Below are 22,819 nucleotides of genomic sequence, written 5' to 3'. Positions count from 1 at the left end.
TTACGCTCCATTCCTCATGCGGTATAATAGCCTGCGCCTCGCTTCGGCTTTTTTTGCTCCGCCATGACATTTCAGGCACAGCGCGAAAATAGCAAAAGCTACTTCTATTCCGCCGATTCCGGCATCTCTTTTTCCTCTGGGGCAGCGCTGGGCAGAGGCTCCCGGTCGTACTTGCGGGTAACCAGGTAGCAGATGACGCCGGTCAGGACGACGAAAGCGCCGCAAGCGCCGAACCAGGCGTCGATGCCCATGGCTTCCGCCGCGGGGCCCGCCAAGAACATGCCGATGGGGGTGGCCAGGCACATGGCGCTGGTGATGAGGGAAATGACCTTCCCCATCACTTCCGGCGCGATGGTTTCCTGGACATAGGCCATGTAGGGGATATTAAAGAGGGTGCCGCTCATACCCATGATGGCGGTGAGCACCACAAATCCCGCAAACCAGGTGGCGGGCAGCAGGCCGCTTAAAAACGAGGCGGCTCCCAACATTCCCAACGACAGTGAGATCATGAGGAAGCGGCGCTTCATGCCGCCAAAGACGCCCACTACCAGGGAGGCTAACAGCATGCCGCCGGCGAAGATAAACTCCACCAGGCTGGAATGCCAGGCTGTGCCGTGGAAGTGCTGGCTGACCATGAGCGGGTAAAGGGAGCCCATGGGCACATAGGCCAGGGTGGAGATGAGGACGGGGATGGTCACCGCCATCAGGGGGCGATTGGCCCGCAGCGCCCGGAAGCCCTGTTTCATGTCCCCCAGCACCTGGACCTTGCCCTCGGCCTTGGGCAGGCGGGGGAGACTAATAAAACAGAGGGTACCGACGGCCATGAGCGCGCCGATAACGTCCACCATCATGACGCCGGCGAGAGAAAAGACGCTCATCATGGCCGCGCCGATGACCGGGCCCGCCATCAGGCCGCCCGACTGGATGAACTGGCCCCAGCCGCCGGCCCGGGTCAGCTCCTCGGGGGGCACGATCATGGGGATGGCGGCCATCATGGCCGGGCCGTGGAAGACGCTGCCGATGGAACGCAGGAAGAGGATAAGAAAGACAAGCCATATGGGCGGCTCTAGAAAGAGGCAGACGGCCGCCAGCACGCCCGAACACAGGGCCACAAAGCTATCGGCGCCCATCATGATGGCCTTGCGGCTGAGTCGGTCCACCCAGACCCCGGCGAAGGGGCCCAGGAGGGCCTGGGGCAGAAACCCAGCCACGGCGGCAATGGAGAGCACGAGCGCTGAGTCGGTACGGATGGTCAGATACCAGATGATGGCGAACTGAGCGGCACTTGAGCCAATGATGGAGAAGGCCTGGCCGGTATAGATGGTAAAAAATACGCGTTTCCAATGTTCTTTGGTTACTTGCATCAAAGAGGATCCCTCCAATCTTGGGGTGTCGTAGATGTGTGTGAGTGTCAGTGTTACAACAAAGGCAGGGGGCTTTCCAAGGACTAGCCCCGGCGCCGGACGTGCGTCCCGCGTACCGGCATAGGAATACTGGATGCCTGCCGCTTCTATTCGGAAGCCGGCGGAAAAGACGCGTCGTCACGGCCGGGCGCTTTTCCCCTTGATGAAACGGCATGAGCCAAATTTAAAAAAGGCGCGGACAGTTTGTCCGCGCTTTTTTACAGATAGCAAAGAAGAAGAGACTTCACCGGCAGGGTATCCGGTAGAGCAGCCACATCTCTTATTCTTTTCCTAACGGCAGGCAAGCACAGCAAAACAAAGCCCCATACCAGGGCCCGGGCTATGAACCTTCGGAAAATTATAAGAACATATGGCGCATTCACTTCTCCCCTTTTCTCGTTGTTGTGCCAGTATACCGGATTCCACTCAGTTTGTCAACGAAATTTTTGAAAAGAATCTCGTTTTGATTGGACGGCACATTTTTCAAAAGGACGCGCGGCGCTATAATCCGTCATCTCAGAGCCCGCCGTCCTTCCCGCCCCGCGCGATGAGCGCTTCCTTCTCCGCCCGGGTCAGCCGCTTGATGGCGCACTCCCGCCGCAGCGCATCCCCCTTGGTGAGGTGCGTCTCCCAGTACATGAGCTCCACCGGACGGCGGCCCTTGGTATATTTGGCGCCCTTTCCGGCGTTGTGGGCCGCCAGACGGCTGTGGAGATCGTTGGTCCAGCCGGTGTACAGGGTGCCGTCGGCGCATCGGAGAATATATACCCCATTTTGTCCCGCCCTACTTTCCGCCATAGGACCACCCCTCGTCCCCGTCGTAGATCATCAGCCGGGTCATGCCCCCGTCCACTGTGACCGTCTCCCCGTCGATGAAGCTGTTTTCCTCGTCGCACAGAAAGAGGACCACCCGGGCGATGTCCATGGGCTCCCCCACCCGGCCCGCCGGGTGCTGGGAAGTGTCCGCCGGGGTGTAGGAGGGACGGTAGTCCGGATCGTGATAGGCCCCGGTATCAATCCAGCCGGGCGCCACGGCGTTGACACGCACCCTCCCCCGCAGGCTGGCGGCCATAGCGTGGGTCAGGGCGGAGATGCCCCCCTTGGCGGCCGAGTAGCTCTCGGTGTCCGACTGGGACATGACGGCCCGGCTGGAGGTGATGTTGCACACGGCGGCTTTCGGCCCAAAATAGGGCAGAAAGAGCCGGGTCAGGTAGTAGGGCGCGCTGACGCCCACCCGCAAAACGTAGGTAAAGTCGTCGTAGCCGCACCTGGACCCGAGCCCCTGGCGGGAGAGGCAGGCGTTATTGACTAAGACGTCCACCCGGCCCCATGTGGCGGCGACTGTCCGGGAGAACACCTCCAGCGCCTGGGGCTCGGCGACGTCGCCGCAGAAAAAGAGCCCCTCCGCCCCCATAGCCCGCATCTGCCGAAGGGTCTCCTCCCCCGCCGCGCGGTCCATGTCAACCAGCGCCACCTTCCCGCCCTGCCGGGCAAATTCCAGACAGAGACACCGTCCGATGCCCAGTCCTCCGCCGGTGACGACGCACACCTTGTCCTGATATTGCATAGAAAGCACTCCTTCCCGCAGGGCTTTTCCAGCGGCCCGCCCTATCCTCCCAGGGCGGACCGCTGGAAGCCTGCCTTCTAACGGCGAGGGGAACATTCCCTGTTCCCTCTGCGGCCTTTTTTCTATCATAGCACAATCGGGCGGCGGAATATAGTCCCCCGCCTCCGCCGCAAATAGGATGACGCGGCAAACAATTCCCTCTTCACGGGGGGAATTTTGCCGGCTCCCGATAAGCTGACACGCAGTTGTCAGTTTAAACGTGTATACTAGACTTGAGATCACAAGGAACAGCACCCCACAAGGCGTCGGACGGATGCATGTCCGGAACCCGAAACATCGGAAGGAGAAAACCATGGGAGAAAAAATCGACTACAAAAAGAGAGACAAGGAACTCTACCAGCCGCCCTGCCATCCGGTCCTCATCAACGTGCCCCCCATGAATTTCATCATGGTCGACGGCGAAGGAGCACCGGAGGGTGAAAACTACCAGCAGGCCATCCAGGCGCTCTATTCCCTGAGCTTTACCATCAAAATGAGCAAGCTGGGCAGCCGTCCGCCCGCCGGCTACTTTGACTATGCGGTGCCCCCGCTGGAAGGGCTTTGGTGCGGCGGCGAGAGCCATAACTTTTTAGCACTTCCCCGGGAGAAGTGGCGCTGGACCTCCCTCATCCGCCAGCCGGAATTCGTCACCCCCGAAATTTTTGAGGAGGCCGTGGCCTCCTGCCGCTCCAAAAAGCCGGGCATCCCGGTGGAACGGGCACGGTTTGCAACCTTCAACGAGGGGCTGTGCGTCCAGATGATGCATGTTGGCCCTTACAGCGAGGAGGAAGCCACCATCGAGCGCATCCACGCTTTCATTGCGAAGGAGGGACTCGTCGACATGACGGGCTCCGACCGCCGGCACCACGAAATCTATCTTTCCAACCCCGAGCGCAGCAGCCATCCGGAGCGCCTTAAAACCGTATTGCGCATCCCGGTGGCCAGGCCCTAGCGTATCCATTCCATTTCCTCCTCAGAGGGGCCGCCCACGGGCGGCCCCTCTGGCTCTTTCTACGCGATAAAAAGCTGACGTCGATGGCCGGGTGGCAGCCCACAGGGTCCGAAAACCCATTCATAACGAAAGCGAAACTATGCGCAAGTGCGCTTCGTGCTTTGGCCACGCCGCAACATAAACCCAATGCGCGGGGTTTCCGTCCCCCTGCGCTTAACCCCTGACGCACGAACAAACGGGAAGAGGGACCAGGCGGTGCTTCCGCCTGGTCCCTCCCCAATGAAGTTAGGAAATGAAGGAGTTACCTATGTTTTTTACGGGTGACTGCTACGGCCACAACCGTCGCTCCCGCTAGTAAGGCCAGGGCCGCAGGCAGGGCGCTATGGTCACCCGACTGCGGGTTCTGCTTGCCGCCGGTGGCGCTGCCGGAGCCTTCCGGCCACTTCCAATCGCTGCCCGAACCGCCGGGGGTGGTGGGTTTGCCGGGTTTATTGGGTTTGGTCGTCGGCTCGGTGCCGGCGCCCAGACGGGTGACGACGATGGTGTAAGTAACCTCTTCGCCGTTATTGGAAGTCAGTTGTACCAAGATGGTGTTGGCGCCCTCTTTGAGGGAAATTTCGTCGGAGGCCGCGCCGTTTGCCACTTCTTTACCGCCCACATAGACCTTTCCGTCCCCGGTGAAGGTGGGGGTGACGCGGATGGTATCGACGGCGTTTGCCACTTCGGCGGTGTAGTTTTTCTCATCTTTCGAGAAGGACGGCGTCAGGGTGCCCTCAGACAGGGAAATATCGGTCATGACCGCCGCGTCGGTGTGGTCGGGAACCTCGGGGATGCCCGGGCGCTCCATCTCTCTCCAGGTAGATTTCATGGAATAGATGTTCATGGAGTCGACGGTCACATTGCCGCCCACGGTAAAGAACTCCATACCCGCGTTTTCGGGATCCACATAATAGAAGCAGTTGGTGGAGGACTCCCCATCGTTGCCGAAAACGTCGATGATGGAGGTGTCCACCAGCACCCGCAGCTTGACCTTGCCATTGTCCATGGGTACGAGCGCCATGTCATAGATGCCGCTGGTGATGTCGGTACGGGCACAGTGGGTGCGGTCCACCGAGATGCGCTGGGTCTGGGTGTTGTAGGTGACGACGATCTTTTGATCGTCCTTGGTGCGCAGGTTAAATCCAAAGGAGGAGGCCCCCTCGGGAGTAAAGGTAGCTTCGATATCGCACAGGGAGGCGCTGACATCCTTTAAAATATTTTCCGTATCCGGGGTGACGGTGATATTTTCTTTGGAGTAAATGAGGTCCTTACGGACGGAGTCTACCTCCTCCACGGGATAGGAATTGAGGAGATACCGGCCGTTTTTGTACTTGAGGGTGGTTTCCAGAGGAAGGGACTGGGCGCCTTGCCAAACCTTGCCGTCCGCCGGGCTCTGGAAGCGGTCCACCATCCAGCTGACCAGGATGCGGCGGCCGCCCTTGGCGTCGTTAAAGTAGCTTTGGGTGGCGTACATGTCGCCGCCGGTATAAAGCGGCGCGATGTTGTCGGTTTCCGCCTTGAATTTGTAAAGGCCGTCCGCTCCTTTGACCAGATCACCAACCACATAGAAGGTGCCGCCGCCGGTGTAGACCCATTTGAGATTGCTCGGGTCACCGTTGACCGGGAGACAGAAGAAGTCGGGGCACTCGGAGTGGATTTCGCCGCCGCTGTGATAGACAAGCTCGTCGTTGAGGGTCCAGTCGATGAGGTTATCTGAGGTGAAGATTCTGCCTCGGCCGCCGGCCACGATCATGAGCCAGAAACCGCCGTTTTTGTGGGAAGCGTCTTCAATCCACTGGACCTTCGGGTCGCGGAAACCTTCGCCGTATTTGTTGCCCTCGTTTTTGATGACGGGGTTCCCGGAATATTTGATCCAGGTGGTACCGTAATCGGTGGAATAGGCTAGGGACTGCTTTTGATTGCCGTAGGTCTCGTCGCCGCCCTGGTTGGTGTAGATGGCGACCAGACGGGAGGCGGGCGGTGTGCTTTCATCAAAGAGCCCGCTGGTGTTCTTCTCATCAATAATCCCGCAGCCGGACCAGATGTTGCCCAGGCTGTCCACGGGAATGGCCACCGGCAGCTCGGTCCAAGCCACCAGGTCGGTGGAGATGGCGTGGCCCCAGGTGGTGCCCTCGCCGGCCGCGTACTGATAGTACATGTGATAGAGCCCGGTGGTGGCGTCGTACATGAGTCCGTTGGGGTCGTTCATCCAGTTGGCTTCCTCAGAGAAGTGGAACTGGTTGCGGTATTTTTCCCGGTAAGCAAGCTCGGGGTCCTGCTGCCGTTTGATCTTGAAATTGACAGAGGAAACAAAACCGCTCTGTTTGTCCTTGACTGAGATAGTGAAAGCGTTCTCTCCCACTTCCAGCGGCACCTCGCAGGGCTGTCCGTTTTGCGCCTTCAAGCCGGCGATGGTGATGTCGCCCTCCCCGGAGACCGTGGGGGTCAGGGTGATTTTATCGGTGGAGAAGGGGACCAAGCCCTTATAGCTGTATACGTCGGGGGAATAGGGAGGGGTGAAGGTCACGCCCTCGGCTTTGAGCCCGGTGAGCAGGGAGACGGAGGACGGGTCCTTCTCCTCATAGTAGACGTTTTGATAGGTGGCGATGCAGTTAAAGAGGTTGAGTCCAAACACGCCCTCCAGCAGCTCGTCGTCCGAGCCGGTGACCGCCAGGATGTCGTCCACATAGAGGTTCACCGAGGGGCCGTAGGTTTCCACCCGGATTTTGTAGGTCTCTTTGTTTTCCGGCAGGTTGTAGGTACCGCCGATTTGTCTTTCGCCGGTGACCTTGCCCGCTTTATCCTGGGTAAAGCGCAGGATCCGAGCGGTGCCGCCCCGGGAGAGGGTGGCGATATAGTAAGCGGTGCCGTCCGGCTTCGCCCGGAAGATGGGGCCGCCCGCGCCGCCGCCGGAGAAGGTCAGGTCCATGGAATAGCTAAAGTTTTTGGCGCTTGTGGTGGAAAAGGCCGCGAAATTGTTGGCGCCGGAGCCCTGGTAGCCTTCTTCCATCGCCTTCCACTCGCCGGTCTGACCGGCCCAGCCCTCGATGTTGGTCTTAAAATTGGGGACGATGGGCGGGGTGTTGTCGGTAAACTTGACGTTCTCAAATTTGGCGGAGGAGTTCCAGGTCATAAAGCCCACATAGCCGCCGGAGATGATTTTATTCTGGTAAGTCTTTTCAATGACCCGCTTTCCGTCCACATCCACCGTCATCACCCCTTCGGGAGTGACCTCCAGGCGCAGATGATAGGGCTGCGTCGCGTCTTCGGGCAGCGGGAGGAAGACGTCCAGACCGTTTTCCTTGTCCCCCCAGTTGCCCTCGCAGAACAGGCGGATTTCGGACCCGCCTCGGACACAGGAGCCGCACCAAGCGCCTCCCTGGCTGGTGGAGGTGGCGCAGTTAAAAACCAGGCCGCCGGTGCCGCCGTTTAAGAAGGTCATGTCCGCCTCATAGACAAAGGCCTTGGAGAAGGTCTCGGAGACGACAAAGTTATTCTTGTCTCCGACTTCCGCGGGGACTTCCTCGACCGTCACAGCCCCGGTATCGGGGTCCACGGAAAAATAGTTGCCGCTCAGTTTTCCCAATACCTCGGAAGGAGGGGTAGCGGTGTCGGTAAATTTGATGTTTTCAAACTTGATGGCGCTTCCATAGGACATAAAGCCTACATAGCCGCCGCTAAGGCCGGTATAATCCTTGTCGATGACAATGGTGCCATCCACCGAGACCTTGATGTTGGTCTTGCTCACTTCAAGTTTGAGCTGGTAGGGCGCTGCCGCGCCGGCGGGCAGGCCTCCGACCACTTCAAGGCCATTCACTGTATCCAGATGATTGCCCTCGCAGAAGAGCCGGGCGCTGCCGCTGCCGATATGCAGAGCGCACCAATCGGCGCCCGGGTCATTGGGGCCGGCCGTATTAAAGAGAAGGCCGCCGGTGCCGCCGCTGACAAAGCTCATATCGGCTTCAAAAATAAAGGTTTCGGCGTAGGTGTCGGAGATGACAAAGTTGTTGCCGGTAGCCGCATTGGCAATGACCGCGTCCCCTTCGACCTTGTAGTCGCCGGTTAAATTACCCAGAGAATTCCCCGCTGCGGAGGCCTGGAGCGGGACGAACATGGTCACCACCATGCTCAGCGCCAGGATAAGCGCGAAGAGACGGCTGCCTCTTCTTTTCCTCAGGTTTTGCATTTTACTTCACTCCTTCTTCTTCTAAAACATACAGGCACCCAAATGCAAAAGTCCGGGCGCGGGAAATGGTAAGAAAAGAAAACCATTCCACTCCCCAAAGTATTTGTACTTAATATCATAACACTTTCTTCATATACCCGCAATGAATAGAAAGTTGTTTAAAATTTTTGTAAAATACGCTGAAAGGCTCATGGTTTCTCTAGCAGAAGAGTAAAAAATTGGTACATAAAAAGAAGACATGGCCCCAACATGTCCGCATTTGGCCCGTACAGGTGGGAAAGGCGGGGCCTGCCCTGGGAACGCCATGGGCCTAGCCGCGCGCGGACAAAAGAAAAAGACTGGCCAAAATCATCTCGATTTCGTCCAGTCTTTTTGCGGTTGTAGGCCTTTGGATTTTCCGGTCTCCGGGTGACGGGGCTCAATTCCCCCCAGGTCTTCCTCCGGGCCTTGTGCCACTCGCGCTGTTCGCGCTTGCTGCGTTTTTCCATGGGTATAAACTTTTTCATGGGGTATCATCCTTCCTTTCCCCATGAGTATACCACACGCCGCTCCGTTTGTCATGCCCGCCTACCGCAGGGGGGTTGACGCGTACCCGGTTTTATCCAAACTACCGCCGCGTGGCTCGCGTTTGAGTTGCCAGCGCGGTACAGCGCGATATGGGTGCGGCAACTTGCCGCCGACGCGTCACACGCGTTTGGGTTGCCGTCGCGCTCAGTCGCGGCTTGCTCCACCGCAGGTGGTCCCTGCCGGGACGGGCCAGCTACCGCTGGGGGTTGACGCGTACCCGGTTTTATCCATACTACCGCCGCGTGGCTCGCGTTTAAGCTGCCGTCGCGGCACAGCGCGATATGGGAGCGGCAGCTTGCCGCCGCCGCGTCACACGCGTTTTAAGTTGCCGTCGCGCTCAGTCGCGGCTTCCCGTGTCGGAAACGTCGCCGCAGGCGGCATGGATGGCGGCGGAAATGGTGGCGGCGGTTCCCTCGCCGTAGCGGGTGTCCAGGTTCTTTAAAAAGCGCTGGTCTCCCACATACATCTCCCCGAGCCCCAGGAGTATCTCATCGGAGCAGTCGTAGAAATGCTCCGTCAGAAAGTCCTGCCAGCGGCGGACCAGCTTTTCCGCCTCCTCACAGCCCGGGTCCTGTCCCCGCAGCGCGGCGAAGGCGGAGAAAATCTCGTCCATGCCCGCCTGGATTTTATCCCAGTCGGCGGGGGTGTACCGGGCGGCGCGCTCCTCGCTCTGTTGATAGGCGTCGGTGCCGCCCCAGCGCTCCTTCGCTTCCTTTGCGTACTTTCGTTTGGCGGCCTCGATGCCGCTTTGATCAAATGCTTTCATATCGGTCATCTGTTCTCCTTTCAGCAGTCGTTCCACAAGGCCGATGATGCCATCAAGCCGCTGCCGCTTGAGCAGCAGCAAATCCCGCTGGTTTTCTAAAGCCCCGCGTTCGTCAAAGGAGGGGCTGTCCAAAAACTCGCCGATCTCTTTGAGGGGGAAACCAAGCTCCCGGAAAAAGAGAATCTGCCGCAGGCGTAGGAGGGCCGCGTCGTCATACAGCCGGTAGCCCGCTTCGGTCAGTTCGCTGGGGCAAAGCAGGCCGATTTCATCATAATAATGCAGTGTGCGCACACTGATGCCCGAGAGCTCTGCCAATTGTCGGACGGTTTTTTTCATGTCCATCACCCTTCCTTTGTCCTTAGGATAACCTATGACGTAGCGTGAGAGTCAAGGGGTTTTGTAAATTTTTTTGTCTCACTGACTTTGAGGCTGCGAAGGAAGCCCTTTGATGGTATAATAGCAGAAAAAGGAGGGGAGCGCATGGCCCAATGGAATCCGTGGCACGGCTGCCACAAACTCAGCCCCGGATGCCGGCACTGCTATGTCTACCGCATGGACGCCCACTACAACCGGGACAGCTCGGTGGTGACCCAGACCTCCTCCTCCCGCCTCCCGATCCAGCGAAAGAAAAACGGGGAATATAAAATCCCGCCGGGCGAGATGGTGTACACCTGCTTTTCCTCCGACTTCTTTGTGGAGGACGCCGACGAGTGGCGCGCAGAGGCCTGGCGGATGATGCGGGAGCGGGAAGACCTCCACTTTCTCATGATTACCAAGCGCATCGATCGCCTGGCGGACTGTATTCCGGAGGACTGGGGGGACGGGTACCCCAATGTCACCATCTGCTGTACGGTGGAGAACCAGGACCGGGCCGATTATCGCCTGCCCCTCTACCGGGCCGCCCCCATCCGCCACAAGATCATCGTCTGCGAGCCCCTCCTCGAGCGGGTGAACCTGCGCCCCTATCTGGGGGACTGGGTGGAAGAGCTGGTGGCGGGCGGGGAATCGGGCAGCGACGCCAGGCCCTGCGACTTCGACTGGATTCTGGATTTGCGGGGACAGTGCATCCAGCACGAAATCCCCTTCCATTTTAAGCAGACCGGCGCCAGGCTCATCAAGGACGGACGGCTCTACCGCATCCGCCGTGAGTACCAGCACAGCCAGGCCAAAAAGGCCGGTATCGACTACCCCTATCCGATGAGCACCAAGGCCATCGGGGACAAAGACCGAAAAAGAAGAGGAGACACATGATGAATACAGCCGTCATTTACGCATCCATGACCGGAAAAACCAAGAAGGTGGCAAACGCCATGGCCGAGGCCCTGGGGACCCGGGCCCTCCCCGCCAAGGAGGCGGGCCAAGTGGAGGCCGACCTGCTCCTTTTGGGCAGCGGCGTCTACGGCGGGAACCTCTCCCCCGACATCGAGGCCTTTGCCAGAAGTCTCGACCCCGGGCGCTGTAAGAAAGCCGCGCTCTTTACCACCAGCGTCACCGGCGCTGCGGCCAGCGGTCCCCTGCGACAGATTCTGGAGGAGAAGGGCATCCCGGTGCTGGAAGAGGAATTTTCCTGCTTGGGCCGCTTTTTGCTGGTGTGCCGGATGGGACACCCCAACAGCGAGGAGCTTTCCGCCGCCGCGGCCTTTGCCAAAGCGTGCGCCGCTTCCCTGTCGGACGGGGAAGCATAGAATACGGCAAAACGGGGGGAACCTTGACGGTTCCCCCCGTTTTTGTGGAGCCCGTAAGATCCCGCGCATAGGATGGTGGAAAAGCGATAGAACGGGAGAGACGCCATTTGATCAGCATCAGTGTGTGTATGATTGTCAAAAACGAGGAGGACGTTTTGGGACGGTGTTTGGAAAGCGTGCGGGACATCGCCGACGAAATTGTGGTGGTGGACACCGGCAGCACCGACAAAACCCGCCAGATCGCCGCCGCCTTTACTTCCAAGGTCTACGATTTTCCCTGGACCGACGACTTTGCGTCGGCGCGGAACTTTTCCTTTTCCAAGGCCACCCGGGACTACTGCCTGTGGCTGGACGCCGACGACGTCCTGCTGCCCGAGGACCGGGAGAAGCTCATCGCCCTCAAGGAAACCTTGGACCCGGAAGTCGACATGGTCATGATGAAATATAACACCGCCTTCGACGAGGGAGGCCATCCCACCTTTTCCTACTACCGGGAACGGCTCATCCGCCGGGACCGGGCGTTCCCCTGGGTGGGGGAAATCCACGAGGTGATCGTCCCGGCGGGGAAGGTGCTCCACTGTGACATCGCGGTGACCCACCGCAAGGAGGGCCCCGGCGACCCCGACCGGAACCTGCGCATCTTTGAGGGGATGCTCAGGCGCGGTAAGGTATTGGAGCCCCGGCAGCAGTTTTATTACGCCAGGGAGCTTTATTACCACGCCCGGTATCCCGAGGCCATCGCGGTCTTCACCGCTTTCCTGGACGGCGGTAAGGGTTGGGTGGAAAACAACATCGACGCCTGCCGCCATCTGGCACTTTGCTATGACGCCGTGGGCGACGAAAGAAACTCCCTGCGCGCCCTCTGGCGCAGTCTGGAATACGACAGCCCCCGGGCGGAAATCTGCTGTGACATCGGGGCGCATCTGATGGGGCGGGCCCAATATGGAGCGGCCGTCTTCTGGTATGAGCTGGCCGCCACCCGCACCCGGGACGACGCCAGCGGGGCCTTTGTCCTCCCCGACTGCTATGATTTTATCCCCTACCTCCAACTGTGCGTCTGCCACGACCGGCTGGGCCACCGGCAGAAAGCGGAGGCCTACAACGAATTAGCCGCCGCCATCCACCCCGACGCCCCGGCGGTGCTCCACAATCGCGCCTATTTTGCGGGAAAATAAGGAGAGAAAAGCTGACAGGTATTTGTCAGCTTTTTATGGTATGATATAGGAACAAGCAGAAAATCCACGCCGAAGGAGGAACCCCCATGCAGATTCATCGCCTCTTCGAGATGGTCTATCTCCTCTTGGGACGCCGCCGGATGACGGCCCGGGAGCTGGCTGAGCGCTTCGAGGTGTCCGAGCGGACCATCTACCGGGATGTCGACGCCCTTTCGGCGGCGGGGATCCCCATCTACACCGTCAAGGGAAAGGGCGGCGGCATCGCCCTCCTCGACGACTTCGTCCTCAACAAATCCCTCCTCTCCCCCGAGGAGCAAACGGAGATCCTCTCCGCCCTCGAAGGCCTGCACGCCGTCAGCGGTCAGGAAGGGGAACGGCTTTTGGGGCGGCTGAGCGCCCTGTTTCAGCGGGAAGAAAGCGGATGGCTAGATTTGGATTTCTCCCATTGGGGCAGCTCCCCGGAAGAAAAGGAGCGCTTCGGACAGCTCAAAGCCGCTATTTTGCAGCACCGGCGCATCCTCTTCGACTACGACAGCGCCGTGGGGGAGCGAACAAGGCGGGAAGCCGAACCGGTCCAGCTGTGCCTCAAAAGCCGGGTGTGGTATCTGAAAGCTTACTGTCTCAAGCGGGAAAGCTACCGGCTCTTCCGGGTCAGCCGCCTGCACCATCTGACGGTGACAGACACCCTCTTCTCCCCCCGTCCTCAGCCTCCGCCGCCCCTGGAAGCCCCCTATGACGGGAAGAATCCCCCGCCCACCGTCCGGCTGAAGGTCTGGGTCGCACCCCACTTTGCCTACCGGGTGCTGGACGACTTCTCCCCCGAGATGGTCAAGCGGCGGGAGGACGGCTCCCTCCTCATCACCGCTTGTTTTCCCATGGACAACTGGGTGACCGGATACTTCCTCTCCTACGGCGACGGGGCCCTGGTCCTGGAACCGGACTGGCTGCGCCGGGAACTGGCGGCGCTCCTCCACCGGACGCTGGCCCTCTACGAGGAGGCCCCCGGCGGCGACCCGGCGGCGGAGTGACCGCATCCCCCCGTGAGCGCTATGGCAGCCGGGAGACGCGAGGGACGCTCAAGACCGGAGCCGCCAGCCCCGCGCGCCGGTCAAAGCTTGTGCCGCCAGCGGCCAGCCGGGGCGAAGTCTGCGGCAGGTCCGCACCCGCCCGTCAGCATCGGCGGAGCGGCCCAACGCTCCCACGCGGACTGGACCTGTCAGCTTTCATCCAAAAGCAAAAAACCGCCCCTCCGGTCGGAGGGGCGGTTTGTCTTTTCTTTTAACCCAGCGCCACGTCGAGGATCATCATGACGAGGAAGCCCACCATGACGCCCATGGTGCCCGTGTGGGAGTGATCCCCCAGATGGGCTTCGGGGATCAGCTCTTCTACCACCACATAGATCATGGCGCCGGCGGCAAAGGCCAAAAGCCAAGGCATGAGCCCCGTCACCGTGCCCGCCACAAAGACGGTGAGTACCCCGAAGATGGGCTCCACGATACCGGAAAGGCTGCCGCAGATAAAGGCCTTCCAGGCGGGCATTCCCTCCTGGCGCAGGGGCAGGGAGATGGCCGCGCCCTCGGGGAAGTTCTGGATACCGATGCCGATGGCAAGGGCCAGGGCAGAAGTCAAAAGCGCGCCGCTGTTCTCGGTCTGCTGGGCCGATAGCGCAAAGGCGAGGCCCACCGCCATGCCCTCGGGGATGTTGTGGAGGGTGACGGCGAAGACCAGCATGGTGGTGCGGCGCAGGGAGGAGGGCATCCCCTCCGGGTCCTTGCTGCCCGGGTGAAGGTGGGGCAGCAGATGGTCTAAGAGATAGAGAAACAGCCCGCCTAAAACAAAGCCGCCCGCCGCCGGAATCCAACCGATCTGCCCCAGCTCCTCGGCCTGCTCGATGGCCGGGATGAGCAGCGACCAGACCGACGCGGCGATCATCACGCCCGCCGCGAACCCGAGAAAAATCCGCTGGATATTCGTTCCAATGTCCTTGCGGAAAAAGAACACCAGGGCCGCGCCCAGGGTGGTCATCAAAAAGGTAAAGCCTGTGCCCGCCAGCGCGGACAATACGGTCTGCATCTGCATATTTGCCGCCTCCTCCATCTCTGCCGGAAATACCGGCATTCTGTCAGCCGTAAGTTGACTTATTAAGTATATTATGCGTCTTTCCCCCGCCCCTGTCAAGCGGACGCCGCTCTTCTTTCTTATCTTTGCCCCATCTTTTTCTTTCTAGCCGCGTTTGCATCTCTTTTTCTCCTCATCAGGCCGTTTTTCTCAGACACAGCGGGGCGGGGACGCAGAAATATGACATACTCCTGTCAGGGAAACTGTGCTATACTGATAAAAACACCGGCCCGGAAGCCTAGCATCCCGCGTCTTTCGGGGCGTCGGGGAGCCGCGCACAAAAAGCAGAGGAGGGGTACGGTTTGGACACAATTCCGGCCAAGACCATCGTCACCCGGACCAAATCCAGCAGTTGGTTTGGCACCGAATACAATATGAATATCTACAAGGGATGCTGCCACGGGTGCATCTACTGCGACAGCCGCAGCGCCTGCTACGGCGTGGAGGACTTCGACCGGGTGCGGGTGAAGGAAAACGCCTTGGAAATCATCGCCCGGGATCTCCGGCGGAAGGTCAAACCCGGCGTGGTGGGGACCGGGTCCATGAGCGACCCCTACAACCCCTTTGAAAAGGAGCTGGAACTGACCCGCCACGCCTTGGAGCTGTTGGACGCCTACGGCTTCGGCGTTGCCATCGCCACCAAAAGCGACCTCATCACCCGGGACATCGACATCCTCTCCCAGATCAGGGAGCACTCCCCGGCCCTGGCTAAAATCACGGTGACCACCGCCGACGACGGCCTTTGCGCCAGGATCGAGCCCCACGCGCCGCCCTCCTCCCGCCGGTTTGCCGCCATCGCGGCCCTCTCGGACGCGGGCATCTACACCGGCGTCCTGCTCATGCCGGTCCTCCCTTTTTTGGAGGACAGCGAGGAGAATATCGGCAAAATTCTGCGCCTCTCCAAGGAGAGCGGCGCGCGCTTTGTCTACCCGGGTCTGGGGGTGACGCTGCGCTACAACCAGCGGGAATGGTACTACCAAAAGCTGGACGAGCTCTTTCCCGGTCAGGGCCTGCGGGAAGCCTACGAAAAGCGCTATGGGGAAAACTACCGCTGCGCCGTACCCCGGGTGAAGACGCTCTGGGCCTATTTCCGCCGGGAGTGCGAGCGGCTGGGGCTGCTCTATGAGATGACCGACATCATCCGTTCCTACCGCCTGGGGTATGAGGGAAACCAGCTCCGCTTTTTCTAGGATGCACTACGGGAGCCCGCGCCTTCCGGGCCGATTCTGGCAGGCGGCGAGCCTCTTTCCGCCCGCCGATCTCCTGGGGGCGGCGGGCGGTCTTTCGGCGCCCGTAGAGCGAAAAGCCCTCAAGGCCTCGCGCGGCTTGGGACGAAGCCTCCAAAGCCGGGGCGGCGGGCGGCCATCGGCGCTATTGAGCCCAGGCGGACCCGCCCGAAATCGCAAGGTTTAGATGAAAGCGGCCCCCGGAGGAAACAGAAAAAGGTTGGCTTCCACCCAGCCGCCGCTCTTGTGGCGCATGCTACGGCAGCCGCCGAAGCCGGGATAACGGTTTAGGCCCCACCATGGGGGCGAGCACTTTGCGCTCAGGGAAGCGTTCTCCGGGGTCTTTTCTGCGGCGTGGCACACAGACAAAAGGACAAGGGCGGGAGCCGATGGCTCCCGCCCTTATCCTTTTGTGGTATCTTTCGCCTGAAAGAGGCGCTTTTGCTTCTCTTAGTGGCAGCCGTGAGAACCGCAGGTGTGGCCCTCTTCATGGCCGTGACCGTGATGATGGTTGCACTGGGCAGTGGGGTCGTCGTGGAGTTCCCCGGCCAGGTAGGCGCGCACCACCGCGTCCACATCCCCGGCGGCGCCGGAAATAAAGGAAAGGCCCGCCGCAGTCAGGGCGTCCTTGGCTCCCTGGCCGATGCCGCCGCAGATGAGCAGCTCCACACCGGCGCCCCGGAGCACATCCACCAGCGCGCTGTGGCCGGCGTCCCCGGCGCTGAGCAGCCCTTTTCCCTTGATTTCGCCGTCCTCCACCGTGTAGACGGTGAAGGTCTTGGTCTTGCCGAAATGCTGAAAGACCTGATTGTTTTCCGTGGTTATCGCCAGTTTCACTCTGCATCCTCCTCGATCTTTTCAATGACATCGGCGGCATGTTCCATCCAGTCGCCTTCAAACAGCTCGATGACCCCCTGGTCGCAGACCCGGCTCAGGTCCGGCGTCATGGGGATGCGGCCGAGAATCTGCAAATCGTATTTGGCCGCGGCCTCCTCCAGGTGGCTTTCGCCGAAAACCTGGATCTTCTTGCCGCAGTCGGGGCACTGTACATAACTCATGTTCTCTACCACGCCCAAAATGGGGATGTTCATCATCTTGGCCATGTTGACCGCTTTGGCCACGATCATGCTCACCAGCTCCTGGGGAGAGGTGACGATGATGATGCCGTCCAGCGGCAGGGACTGGAAAACGGTCAGCGGCACGTCGCCGGTGCCCGGAGGCATGTCCACAAACATATAGTCCACGTCGGTCCAGATGACGTCGGTCCAAAACTGTTTGACCGTGCCCGCGATGATGGGGCCCCGCCACACCACCGGGTCGTCGTCGTTTTCTAAGAGCATGTTGATGCTCATGATGTCGATGCCGCTCTTGGTCCGGGCGGGCAGGAGGCCGAATTCATTGGCCTGGGCCCGCTCCTTGACCCCGAACACCTTGGGGATGGAGGGCCCGGTGACATCCGCGTCCAGGACGGCGGTGTTGTAGCCCCGGCGGTTGAGGGTGACGGCCATCATGGCGGTGACCAGGCTCTTGCCCACGCCGCCCTTGCCGCTGACCACGCCGATAACCTTCTTGACGCTGCTCATCTCATTGAGACTCTCTTTGAAATCCGCGGGATTCTGCCGCTCGGCACAGTTTTCCGAGCAGCTGCCGCAATCGTGATTACATTCACTCATGAATTATTCCAACTCCTTTGGTTTTTCATCGCTTAAAAATCTGCACCGGGCGCACACGCCGGGACACTGGCATTCGGTCTGTGCCACCTGATAATTGCCCCCGCCGATGCGGATGGACTTGCCGTGGCACAGCGCGTCGGCCACCTGTTTGCGCGCCGCGTACAGGATGCGCTGAAAGGTTCCCCGGGACACTCCCATCCTTTGGGCGGCCGTGTCCTGGTCCATCCCCTCCAGATCGCACAGGCGTAAGGACTCCAGTTCGTCCACGCTCAACCGGTTTTCCTCCCCCGTCCCGTTTTCTGGGACAAAGCAGAATTTTTCCGGCTCGGCGCAGACCCGCCTGCATTTACTCTTTGGCATGGGAAGCCTCCCTTCCGCCGACGCTTCCCAGTGTCTTCCACCAGGGTGCCGCGCCGTCAAAATATGGGCATATGCACGCTAAAACATAGTATAACGTGCATATGCCCATATGTCAAGATGATTGTTCTTCCTTTTTGTCGATGGTCAGCTCCACGCCTACAAGCCGCTTGCTGTCCACCCCCACCCGGAAGCCGGTGGAGATGGCGCCGGTGGGACACGCGTCCCGGCAAATGTCGCAGCGGATGCATTCCAAGGCGTTGGGAGTCCGCACCGGGTCCACCTGCATGGGGCACACCCGGGCGCATTTGCCGCAGCGGATGCATTTTTCCTCATCCACCCGCAGGCGGTAGAAGGAAATGGGATTCATCACCCCGTAGATGGCGCCTAAGGGGCACAGGTATTTGCAGAAGGGGCGGTAGAGGAGGATGGAGAGGAAGACCACCGCCGCCAGAATGGCCACTTTCCAGGCGTAGAGCCAGCCGATGGCGCTTCGCAGCCCCTCGTTGAGGGCCACCATGGGGATCCCGCCCTCCAAGGTGCCGGCCGGACAGATCAGTTTGCAGAAATAGGGCTTGCCCTGGCCGAGAAAGTCCACCACAAAGAGGGGGAGCAGGATGACGAAGACGGCCAAAATTACATATTTGAGCCATCGAAGGGCCCGGTCCCCCCGGAAGGAGCGGATCTTTTTCGGGAACGGGATTTTGTGGAGCAGCTCCTGGATCCAGCCGAAGGGGCACAGCCATCCGCAGACAAACCGTCCGCAGACGGCGCCCACCGCCATGAGAAAACCCACCACGTAAAAGGCGAACTTGTAGTTGCGGCTGCCGATGACCGCCTGGAGGGCGCCGATGGGGCAGGCGCCCAGCGCGCCGGGGCAGGAGTAGCAGTTGAGCCCCGGCACGCATAGGTTTTTGATCGGGCCTTTGTAGATCTTCCCCTTCATAAACCCGATGAGATAGCTGTTGGACGCCAGCGCCCACAGGGTCTGGACGCCCAGGCGCTTGTGCTGCCGCTTGATTTTAGCCAATGCCGATACACTCCAGACACAGGTTGACGGCCTTTTGGAAGACCACGGCCATCTCCCCTCGATAGATTCCCAGCGCGATCATGAGGACGCCCAGGGTGAGGACGATGCCGGGGAGGATGAAACGTCGCTTCACGCTTATCCCTCCCCCACCTGTTTGAGGGCTTTGTCGATGGTCTTGAGCCACCCCTCCTTGTCCTGATAACCCATCTTAAACACGGTGAGGATCTTGCCGTTTTCGTCGACAAAGAAGGTCTCGGGGAGTCCGGTGACGGTGCTCAGACGCCCGTTTAAAAGGACCGCATCGGGGATGAGGATGGGATAAGTGACGCCGGTCTGGTCGAGTACCTCTTTGACCACCGGCAGCTGCTCCTCGCTTACCTCCTCCGCGGTGCCAGCGTCGGCGGCGATGCCCACGATCTGTACGCCTTTTTCCTTGAGTTCCTCACTGAGCTCCTGGAGCTCGGGCATCTCCTTGAGGCACCAGCCGCACCAAGTAGCCCAGACGTTGACCAGCGTCACCTTGTGGCCGGAGAAGATGTCCCGGGTCACGGTGTTGCCTTCCAAATCCACGGCGGAAAAGTCGCCGATGTCCTCCCCGGAGGTGGACTGGGACGCGCTGGAAGCGCCGCTTTCGCCGCTCTGGCTCGTCTGGGGTACGGAGGATGAGGAGCTCTCCTCCTTTTTTGCGCACCCGGCGAACAGGGTGAGCAAAAAGGAGAGGCAAAGCACTCCGATCAGCAGTTTTGTTTTCATGGGGTAACTCCTTTCCTAACAGGGGTTTCATTTCGGAATTGGGGATATTATACTATTATTGTAGGGCTTCCGGCAATCCCTTTATGTGACCTTGTCACAGTGAGCCCGTACGGTTTGAGGACAGACGCCCGGCCCCACGCCGGTTTGCGCCAGACGGACGGTTTTCTCTGTGGCCCCGCCCGGCCCGAGCGCAGGCTCTCAGCGCAGCGCAGTTTACAAGCCAAGGAGCGGTTTCCACCGTTGGGCCCGATTGGGCGGGGGGCCTGCTCCCGGCGTGGTGCGATCCGCAGACGCGGCGGACCATTTCGGCCACACGGCTTGTCCGGTCCGAAGGCCGGCTTTCCCGCAGCACAGTTCCCAGACGCGACGGACCACATGGCTTGGTCGGCCCGAGCGCGGCCCTTCGCAGTTCACGGTTTGGACCGGCGGCGCCAGCCCCAGCCCATCACCAGCGGCGCAACTGGGCCGCCTCCCGGGCCCGTCACCTGGTGGCCTTTTGGCGGGGGGCCGGGCGCCGGGGGGAAGTGAGCTCGTAGCTGTGGGTGATCATGCTTTCGATCTCCTCCTCCGGCACGGAGCCGTCTAGGATGACGGAGTTCCAATGCACCTTATTCATATGATAAGCCGGAATCACCGCAAGATACGCCCGGCGGAGAAAATCAGCCCGCATGGGTTCGCACTTGAGGTTGAGCCAAATGCGCCCCTCCCGCTCGAAGATCAGGCAGAAGGACTTTTTGTTGGACTTGTGGCGCATCACCGTCCATTCCCCGCCCTCAAACGGATAGTCCTCGTAGGCGTCCGGATAGGTCAGACAGAACCCGACGGCCTCCTCTTTGGTTTTCATGACATGCATTCCCCTTTCCCTCGTCCAGTATACGGAAAAATGGAGGCCGTGGCAAGACAAGCCTCCAGCAGTATTTACAGAATAAAATCAATCTTCCCTTCTATTTTTGTGTGATTTCACAGATTCCAATGAAAAATTCGCGTAAATTTTACAATGGTTCGATTGCAAAACATATGGTACAATAGGTAATATATAGGAAATTGTCCCTTGGCGACCTGCCCAAGGCGCGAGTTTCCGCCGGGGCATCCCCGCAGTACAAAGGAGTGGATCACAGTGGCCAAATTGCACGAGGACTTCAGTTATACCCAGGACCGGGAGCTATCCTGGTTGCGGTTCAACGAAAGGGTTCTGGAGGAATCCCGGGACCCGGAGGTGCCGCTGTATGAGCGGCTCAAATTCGTCTCCATCTTTACGAGCAACCTGGATGAATTTTTCATGATCCGGGTGGGGAGCCTATTCGATATGGCGCTGCTCAAGGAGGAGCACATCGACAACAAGACGGGGCTCACCCCCAAGGAGCAGCTTTCCAACATCTTTAAGGCGGTACCGGCCCTGTGCAAGCAAAAGGACAAATCCTTTGCCGAGATCGAGGAGCGGCTGCGCCAGCACGACATCTCCAACCTCTCCATCAAAGAGCTGGAAAGCTCGGAGAAAAAATACATCGAGAAATATTGGAAGACTTATATTCTCCCCATTCTCTCCCCCCAGGTGGTGGACAGCCATCATCCCTTCCCCCATCTGGAAAATAAGGCGCTCTATATCGCCGTTATGCTCAAAGACAAGGGAGGGGAGACCTACGGCATCATCCCGGTGCCCACCTCCCTGCCCAAGGTGATCTTCCTGCCCGGGTCCAGCGTGCGCTACGTCCTGACCGAGCAGGTGGTTCTCGAGTATGCCGCCCAGGTGTTCGACATGTACGACCTGACCAATAAAACGATCATCTCCATCACCCGCAACGCCGACATCAGCCCCGAGGACGACAGCTTCGAGGTGGACGACGACTTCCGCCTGCGCATGCGCAAGGTGCTCAAGAAGCGGGCCCGTCTGGCCCCGGTGCGCATGGAAATCCAGGGGGAGGCGGACCAAAAGCTCATCGACTACTTCTGCGAGCGGCTGGGCCTGCGCAAGGAGCAGGTCTTCCTTTCCAAATCGCCGCTGGGCATGGGATACATCTTTGCCTTGCAGGACAAATTCCCCCAGACCACCCTCAGCCGCATCACCTATCCGCCCTTTGAGCCCCAGCCCTCCCGCTCCCTCAACCGGGAGGAGAGCGTCACCTCCCAGGTGCTGCGCCATGACATCCTGCTGTTTTACCCCTATGAGCAGATGGACCCGTTCTTGCAGCTGATCCGAGAATCGGCCAGCGACCCGAACGTCCTCTCCATCAAAATCACCATCTACCGCCTGGCAAGCCAGGCCAAGCTCATCGAATATCTGGCCCAGGCCGCGGAAAACAACAAGGACGTCACCGTCCTCATGGAGCTGCGGGCCCGGTTTGACGAGGAGAACAACATCAACTGGTCCGAGCGGCTGGAGGAGGCAGGATGCCAGGTCATCTACGGCTTTGAGGGCTTTAAGGTCCACTCTAAAATCTGCCTGATCACACGGCGGGACAAGGGGGACATTCAGTACATCACCCAGGTGGGTACGGGCAACTACAACGAAAAGACCGCCAAACTCTACACCGACCTCTCGCTCATGACCGCCAACCAGGAAATTGGCAACGACGCCGCCATCTTCTTTAAGAATATGGCCATCGCCAACCTGGAGGGCAGCTATCGCCAGCTGCTGGTGGCCCCCCACGCCATGAAGAACGTGCTCCTCGACTGCATCGACGAGGAGATCGTCAAGGCAAAAGCAGGGCAACCGGCGAAAATCGTCCTCAAGATGAACTCCATTACCGAGCGCCTGCTCATCGACAAGCTGGCCGAAGCCTCTCAGGCGGGGGTGGAAATCCACATGATCGTCCGGGGCATCTGCTGCATCGTACCCCATGTGCCGGAGAAAACCGACAACATCGACATCACCAGCATTGTGGGCCGGTTCTTGGAGCATCCCCGCATCTACATCTTCGGCGCGGGGGACGATCCGAAAATCTACATCGGTTCCGCCGACATGATGACCCGCAACACCGACCGCCGGGTGGAGATCGCCTGTCCGGTATTAAGCCCCCAGGTCAAGCAGCGGATCTTCCACATCCTGGACGTCATGCTTCGTGACAACGTCAAGGCCCGGGTCCTCCAAAGCGACGGCCGCTATCTGAAAAAGCAGGTGGCGCCTGGGGAGGCGCTCATCAACTCCCAGGAATACTTCATCGCCGTGGCCAAAGAGATGGCCGCCAAACAGCCCGCCCCGGTACCGGTCAAGAAAAAGAAACGGGTGCTGGGCCGGTTCTTCCGGATGCTGGCTGAAAAGTTTGAATAGAAAAAAGCGGAAACC

At 59.9% G+C, this 22,819-nt stretch carries 21 protein-coding genes; 8 read left to right on the top strand and 13 right to left on the bottom strand.

Annotated elements, in window-relative coordinates:
- Positions 1-104 precede the first annotated feature (104 nt).
- The gene (locus tag H8709_RS05845; RefSeq protein ID WP_262397437.1) at positions 105-1,364 is read right to left on the bottom strand and encodes an MFS transporter; all 1,260 of its coding nucleotides are present in this window, start codon (positions 1,362-1,364) and stop codon (positions 105-107) included.
- A gap of 202 nt (positions 1,365-1,566) precedes the next feature.
- Between H8709_RS05845 and H8709_RS05840 the strand changes: the two genes are divergently transcribed.
- The gene (locus H8709_RS05840; RefSeq protein WP_262397436.1) at positions 1,567-1,698 is read left to right on the top strand and encodes a hypothetical protein; all 132 of its coding nucleotides are present in this window, start codon (positions 1,567-1,569) and stop codon (positions 1,696-1,698) included.
- 221 nt (positions 1,699-1,919) lie between these two features.
- On the opposite strand, the gene H8709_RS05835 is transcribed toward H8709_RS05840, so the two are convergent.
- The gene (locus tag H8709_RS05835) at positions 1,920-2,201 is read right to left on the bottom strand and encodes a GIY-YIG nuclease family protein (RefSeq protein WP_262397435.1); all 282 of its coding nucleotides are present in this window, start codon (positions 2,199-2,201) and stop codon (positions 1,920-1,922) included.
- Positions 2,188-2,970: an SDR family oxidoreductase gene (locus H8709_RS05830; RefSeq protein WP_262397434.1), complete on the bottom strand. Its 783-nt coding sequence runs from the start codon at positions 2,968-2,970 to the stop codon at positions 2,188-2,190. The genes H8709_RS05835 and H8709_RS05830 overlap by 14 nt, the downstream gene beginning before the upstream one ends.
- A 352-nt stretch (positions 2,971-3,322) precedes the next feature.
- Here H8709_RS05830 and H8709_RS05825 point away from each other — a divergent pair, with 352 nt between their 5' ends.
- On the top strand, positions 3,323-3,961 hold the full coding sequence (locus tag H8709_RS05825) for a GyrI-like domain-containing protein (protein ID WP_262397433.1): 639 nt from the start codon (positions 3,323-3,325) through the stop codon (positions 3,959-3,961).
- A 301-nt stretch (positions 3,962-4,262) separates the two neighbouring features.
- On the opposite strand, the gene H8709_RS05820 is transcribed toward H8709_RS05825, so the two are convergent.
- Entirely contained in the window at positions 4,263-8,186 is a 3,924-nt protein-coding gene (locus H8709_RS05820; protein WP_262397432.1) for a GH32 C-terminal domain-containing protein, read from the bottom strand.
- A gap of 904 nt (positions 8,187-9,090) precedes the next feature.
- A complete protein-coding gene (locus tag H8709_RS05815; protein WP_262397431.1) occupies positions 9,091-9,861 on the bottom strand; it encodes a MerR family transcriptional regulator in 771 nt (256 codons plus the stop codon).
- Between the two features lie 138 nt (positions 9,862-9,999).
- On the opposite strand from H8709_RS05815, the gene H8709_RS05810 reads away from it, so the two are divergent.
- The 4 genes from H8709_RS05810 to H8709_RS05795 all read left to right on the top strand — a co-directional run bounded on the left by H8709_RS05810 (position 10,000) and on the right by H8709_RS05795 (position 13,407).
- Positions 10,000-10,770, top strand: a complete 771-nt coding sequence (locus H8709_RS05810) for a phage Gp37/Gp68 family protein (RefSeq protein WP_262397430.1) — start codon at positions 10,000-10,002, stop codon at positions 10,768-10,770.
- Complete coding sequence (locus H8709_RS05805; RefSeq protein ID WP_262397429.1) at positions 10,767-11,204, top strand: flavodoxin domain-containing protein; 438 nt, start codon at positions 10,767-10,769, stop codon at positions 11,202-11,204. The genes H8709_RS05810 and H8709_RS05805 overlap by 4 nt, the downstream gene beginning before the upstream one ends.
- Positions 11,205-11,311: 107 nt before the next feature.
- Positions 11,312-12,379, top strand: coding sequence for a tetratricopeptide repeat-containing glycosyltransferase family 2 protein (locus H8709_RS05800; RefSeq protein WP_262397428.1), 1,068 nt, complete (start codon positions 11,312-11,314; stop codon positions 12,377-12,379).
- Positions 12,380-12,465: 86 nt separating this feature from the next.
- Entirely contained in the window at positions 12,466-13,407 is a 942-nt protein-coding gene (locus H8709_RS05795) for a helix-turn-helix transcriptional regulator (RefSeq protein WP_262397427.1), read from the top strand.
- 250 nt (positions 13,408-13,657) lie between these two features.
- Here H8709_RS05795 and H8709_RS05790 read toward each other — a convergent pair whose 3' ends face one another.
- Complete coding sequence (locus H8709_RS05790) at positions 13,658-14,452, bottom strand: ZIP family metal transporter (protein ID WP_262397599.1); 795 nt, start codon at positions 14,450-14,452, stop codon at positions 13,658-13,660.
- Positions 14,453-14,799: 347 nt separating this feature from the next.
- On the opposite strand from H8709_RS05790, the gene H8709_RS05785 reads away from it, so the two are divergent.
- Positions 14,800-15,687: an SPL family radical SAM protein gene (locus H8709_RS05785; RefSeq protein ID WP_262397426.1), complete on the top strand. Its 888-nt coding sequence runs from the start codon at positions 14,800-14,802 to the stop codon at positions 15,685-15,687.
- A 486-nt stretch (positions 15,688-16,173) separates the two neighbouring features.
- Here H8709_RS05785 and H8709_RS05780 read toward each other — a convergent pair whose 3' ends face one another.
- From H8709_RS05780 to H8709_RS05750, 7 genes are all read right to left on the bottom strand, one after another.
- Complete coding sequence (locus H8709_RS05780) at positions 16,174-16,560, bottom strand: NifB/NifX family molybdenum-iron cluster-binding protein (protein WP_262397425.1); 387 nt, start codon at positions 16,558-16,560, stop codon at positions 16,174-16,176.
- Positions 16,557-17,396 (bottom strand): Mrp/NBP35 family ATP-binding protein, encoded by an 840-nt coding sequence (locus H8709_RS05775; protein WP_262397424.1) that lies wholly within the window; start codon positions 17,394-17,396, stop codon positions 16,557-16,559. Before H8709_RS05775 ends, H8709_RS05780 begins: the two co-directional genes overlap by 4 nt.
- Positions 17,397-17,399: 3 nt before the next feature.
- On the bottom strand, positions 17,400-17,756 hold the full coding sequence (locus H8709_RS05770) for a DUF134 domain-containing protein (protein ID WP_262397423.1): 357 nt from the start codon (positions 17,754-17,756) through the stop codon (positions 17,400-17,402).
- A 112-nt stretch (positions 17,757-17,868) separates the two neighbouring features.
- Positions 17,869-18,783 carry a 4Fe-4S binding protein gene (locus tag H8709_RS05765; protein WP_262397422.1) on the bottom strand — a complete coding sequence of 305 codons (915 nt, stop codon included), beginning with the start codon at positions 18,781-18,783 and terminating at the stop codon, positions 17,869-17,871.
- Entirely contained in the window at positions 18,776-18,916 is a 141-nt protein-coding gene (locus tag H8709_RS05760) for a CD1871A family CXXC motif-containing protein (protein ID WP_262397421.1), read from the bottom strand. The genes H8709_RS05765 and H8709_RS05760 overlap by 8 nt, the downstream gene beginning before the upstream one ends.
- 2 nt (positions 18,917-18,918) lie before the next feature.
- Positions 18,919-19,536, bottom strand: a complete 618-nt coding sequence (locus H8709_RS05755; protein WP_262397420.1) for a TlpA family protein disulfide reductase — start codon at positions 19,534-19,536, stop codon at positions 18,919-18,921.
- 481 nt (positions 19,537-20,017) lie between these two features.
- Positions 20,018-20,380, bottom strand: coding sequence for an MmcQ/YjbR family DNA-binding protein (locus H8709_RS05750; protein WP_262397419.1), 363 nt, complete (start codon positions 20,378-20,380; stop codon positions 20,018-20,020).
- A gap of 273 nt (positions 20,381-20,653) precedes the next feature.
- Between H8709_RS05750 and ppk1 the strand changes: the two genes are divergently transcribed.
- Positions 20,654-22,804 carry a polyphosphate kinase 1 gene (gene ppk1 / locus H8709_RS05745; RefSeq protein ID WP_262397418.1) on the top strand — a complete coding sequence of 717 codons (2,151 nt, stop codon included), beginning with the start codon at positions 20,654-20,656 and terminating at the stop codon, positions 22,802-22,804.
- The last annotated feature ends 15 nt before the right edge of the window (positions 22,805-22,819 follow it).

This window comes from Zongyangia hominis, assembly GCF_014385095.1.
Classification (GTDB): Bacteria; Bacillota; Clostridia; order Oscillospirales; family Ruminococcaceae; genus Zongyangia; species Zongyangia hominis.
The sequence above is the reverse complement of the archived record's forward strand: the minus strand, read 5'-3'. Positions and strand labels throughout refer to the sequence as shown.

What these genes read in the sequence shown, in the direction of transcription:
- H8709_RS05845 (WP_262397437.1), bottom strand. Translation starts at nt 1,364, where the DNA reads ATGCAAGTAACCAAAGAACATTGGAAACGCGTATTTTTTACCATCTAT.
- H8709_RS05840 (WP_262397436.1), top strand. Translation starts at nt 1,567, where the DNA reads ATGAAACGGCATGAGCCAAATTTAAAAAAGGCGCGGACAGTTTGTCCG.
- H8709_RS05835 (WP_262397435.1), bottom strand. Translation starts at nt 2,201, where the DNA reads ATGGCGGAAAGTAGGGCGGGACAAAATGGGGTATATATTCTCCGATGC.
- H8709_RS05830 (WP_262397434.1), bottom strand. Translation starts at nt 2,970, where the DNA reads ATGCAATATCAGGACAAGGTGTGCGTCGTCACCGGCGGAGGACTGGGC.
- H8709_RS05825 (WP_262397433.1), top strand. Translation starts at nt 3,323, where the DNA reads ATGGGAGAAAAAATCGACTACAAAAAGAGAGACAAGGAACTCTACCAG.
- H8709_RS05820 (WP_262397432.1), bottom strand. Translation starts at nt 8,186, where the DNA reads ATGCAAAACCTGAGGAAAAGAAGAGGCAGCCGTCTCTTCGCGCTTATC.
- H8709_RS05815 (WP_262397431.1), bottom strand. Translation starts at nt 9,861, where the DNA reads ATGGACATGAAAAAAACCGTCCGACAATTGGCAGAGCTCTCGGGCATC.
- H8709_RS05810 (WP_262397430.1), top strand. Translation starts at nt 10,000, where the DNA reads ATGGCCCAATGGAATCCGTGGCACGGCTGCCACAAACTCAGCCCCGGA.
- H8709_RS05805 (WP_262397429.1), top strand. Translation starts at nt 10,767, where the DNA reads ATGATGAATACAGCCGTCATTTACGCATCCATGACCGGAAAAACCAAG.
- H8709_RS05795 (WP_262397427.1), top strand. Translation starts at nt 12,466, where the DNA reads ATGCAGATTCATCGCCTCTTCGAGATGGTCTATCTCCTCTTGGGACGC.
- H8709_RS05790 (WP_262397599.1), bottom strand. Translation starts at nt 14,452, where the DNA reads ATGCAGACCGTATTGTCCGCGCTGGCGGGCACAGGCTTTACCTTTTTG.
- H8709_RS05775 (WP_262397424.1), bottom strand. Translation starts at nt 17,396, where the DNA reads ATGAGTGAATGTAATCACGATTGCGGCAGCTGCTCGGAAAACTGTGCC.
- H8709_RS05770 (WP_262397423.1), bottom strand. Translation starts at nt 17,756, where the DNA reads ATGCCAAAGAGTAAATGCAGGCGGGTCTGCGCCGAGCCGGAAAAATTC.
- H8709_RS05755 (WP_262397420.1), bottom strand. Translation starts at nt 19,536, where the DNA reads ATGAAAACAAAACTGCTGATCGGAGTGCTTTGCCTCTCCTTTTTGCTC.
- H8709_RS05750 (WP_262397419.1), bottom strand. Translation starts at nt 20,380, where the DNA reads ATGAAAACCAAAGAGGAGGCCGTCGGGTTCTGTCTGACCTATCCGGAC.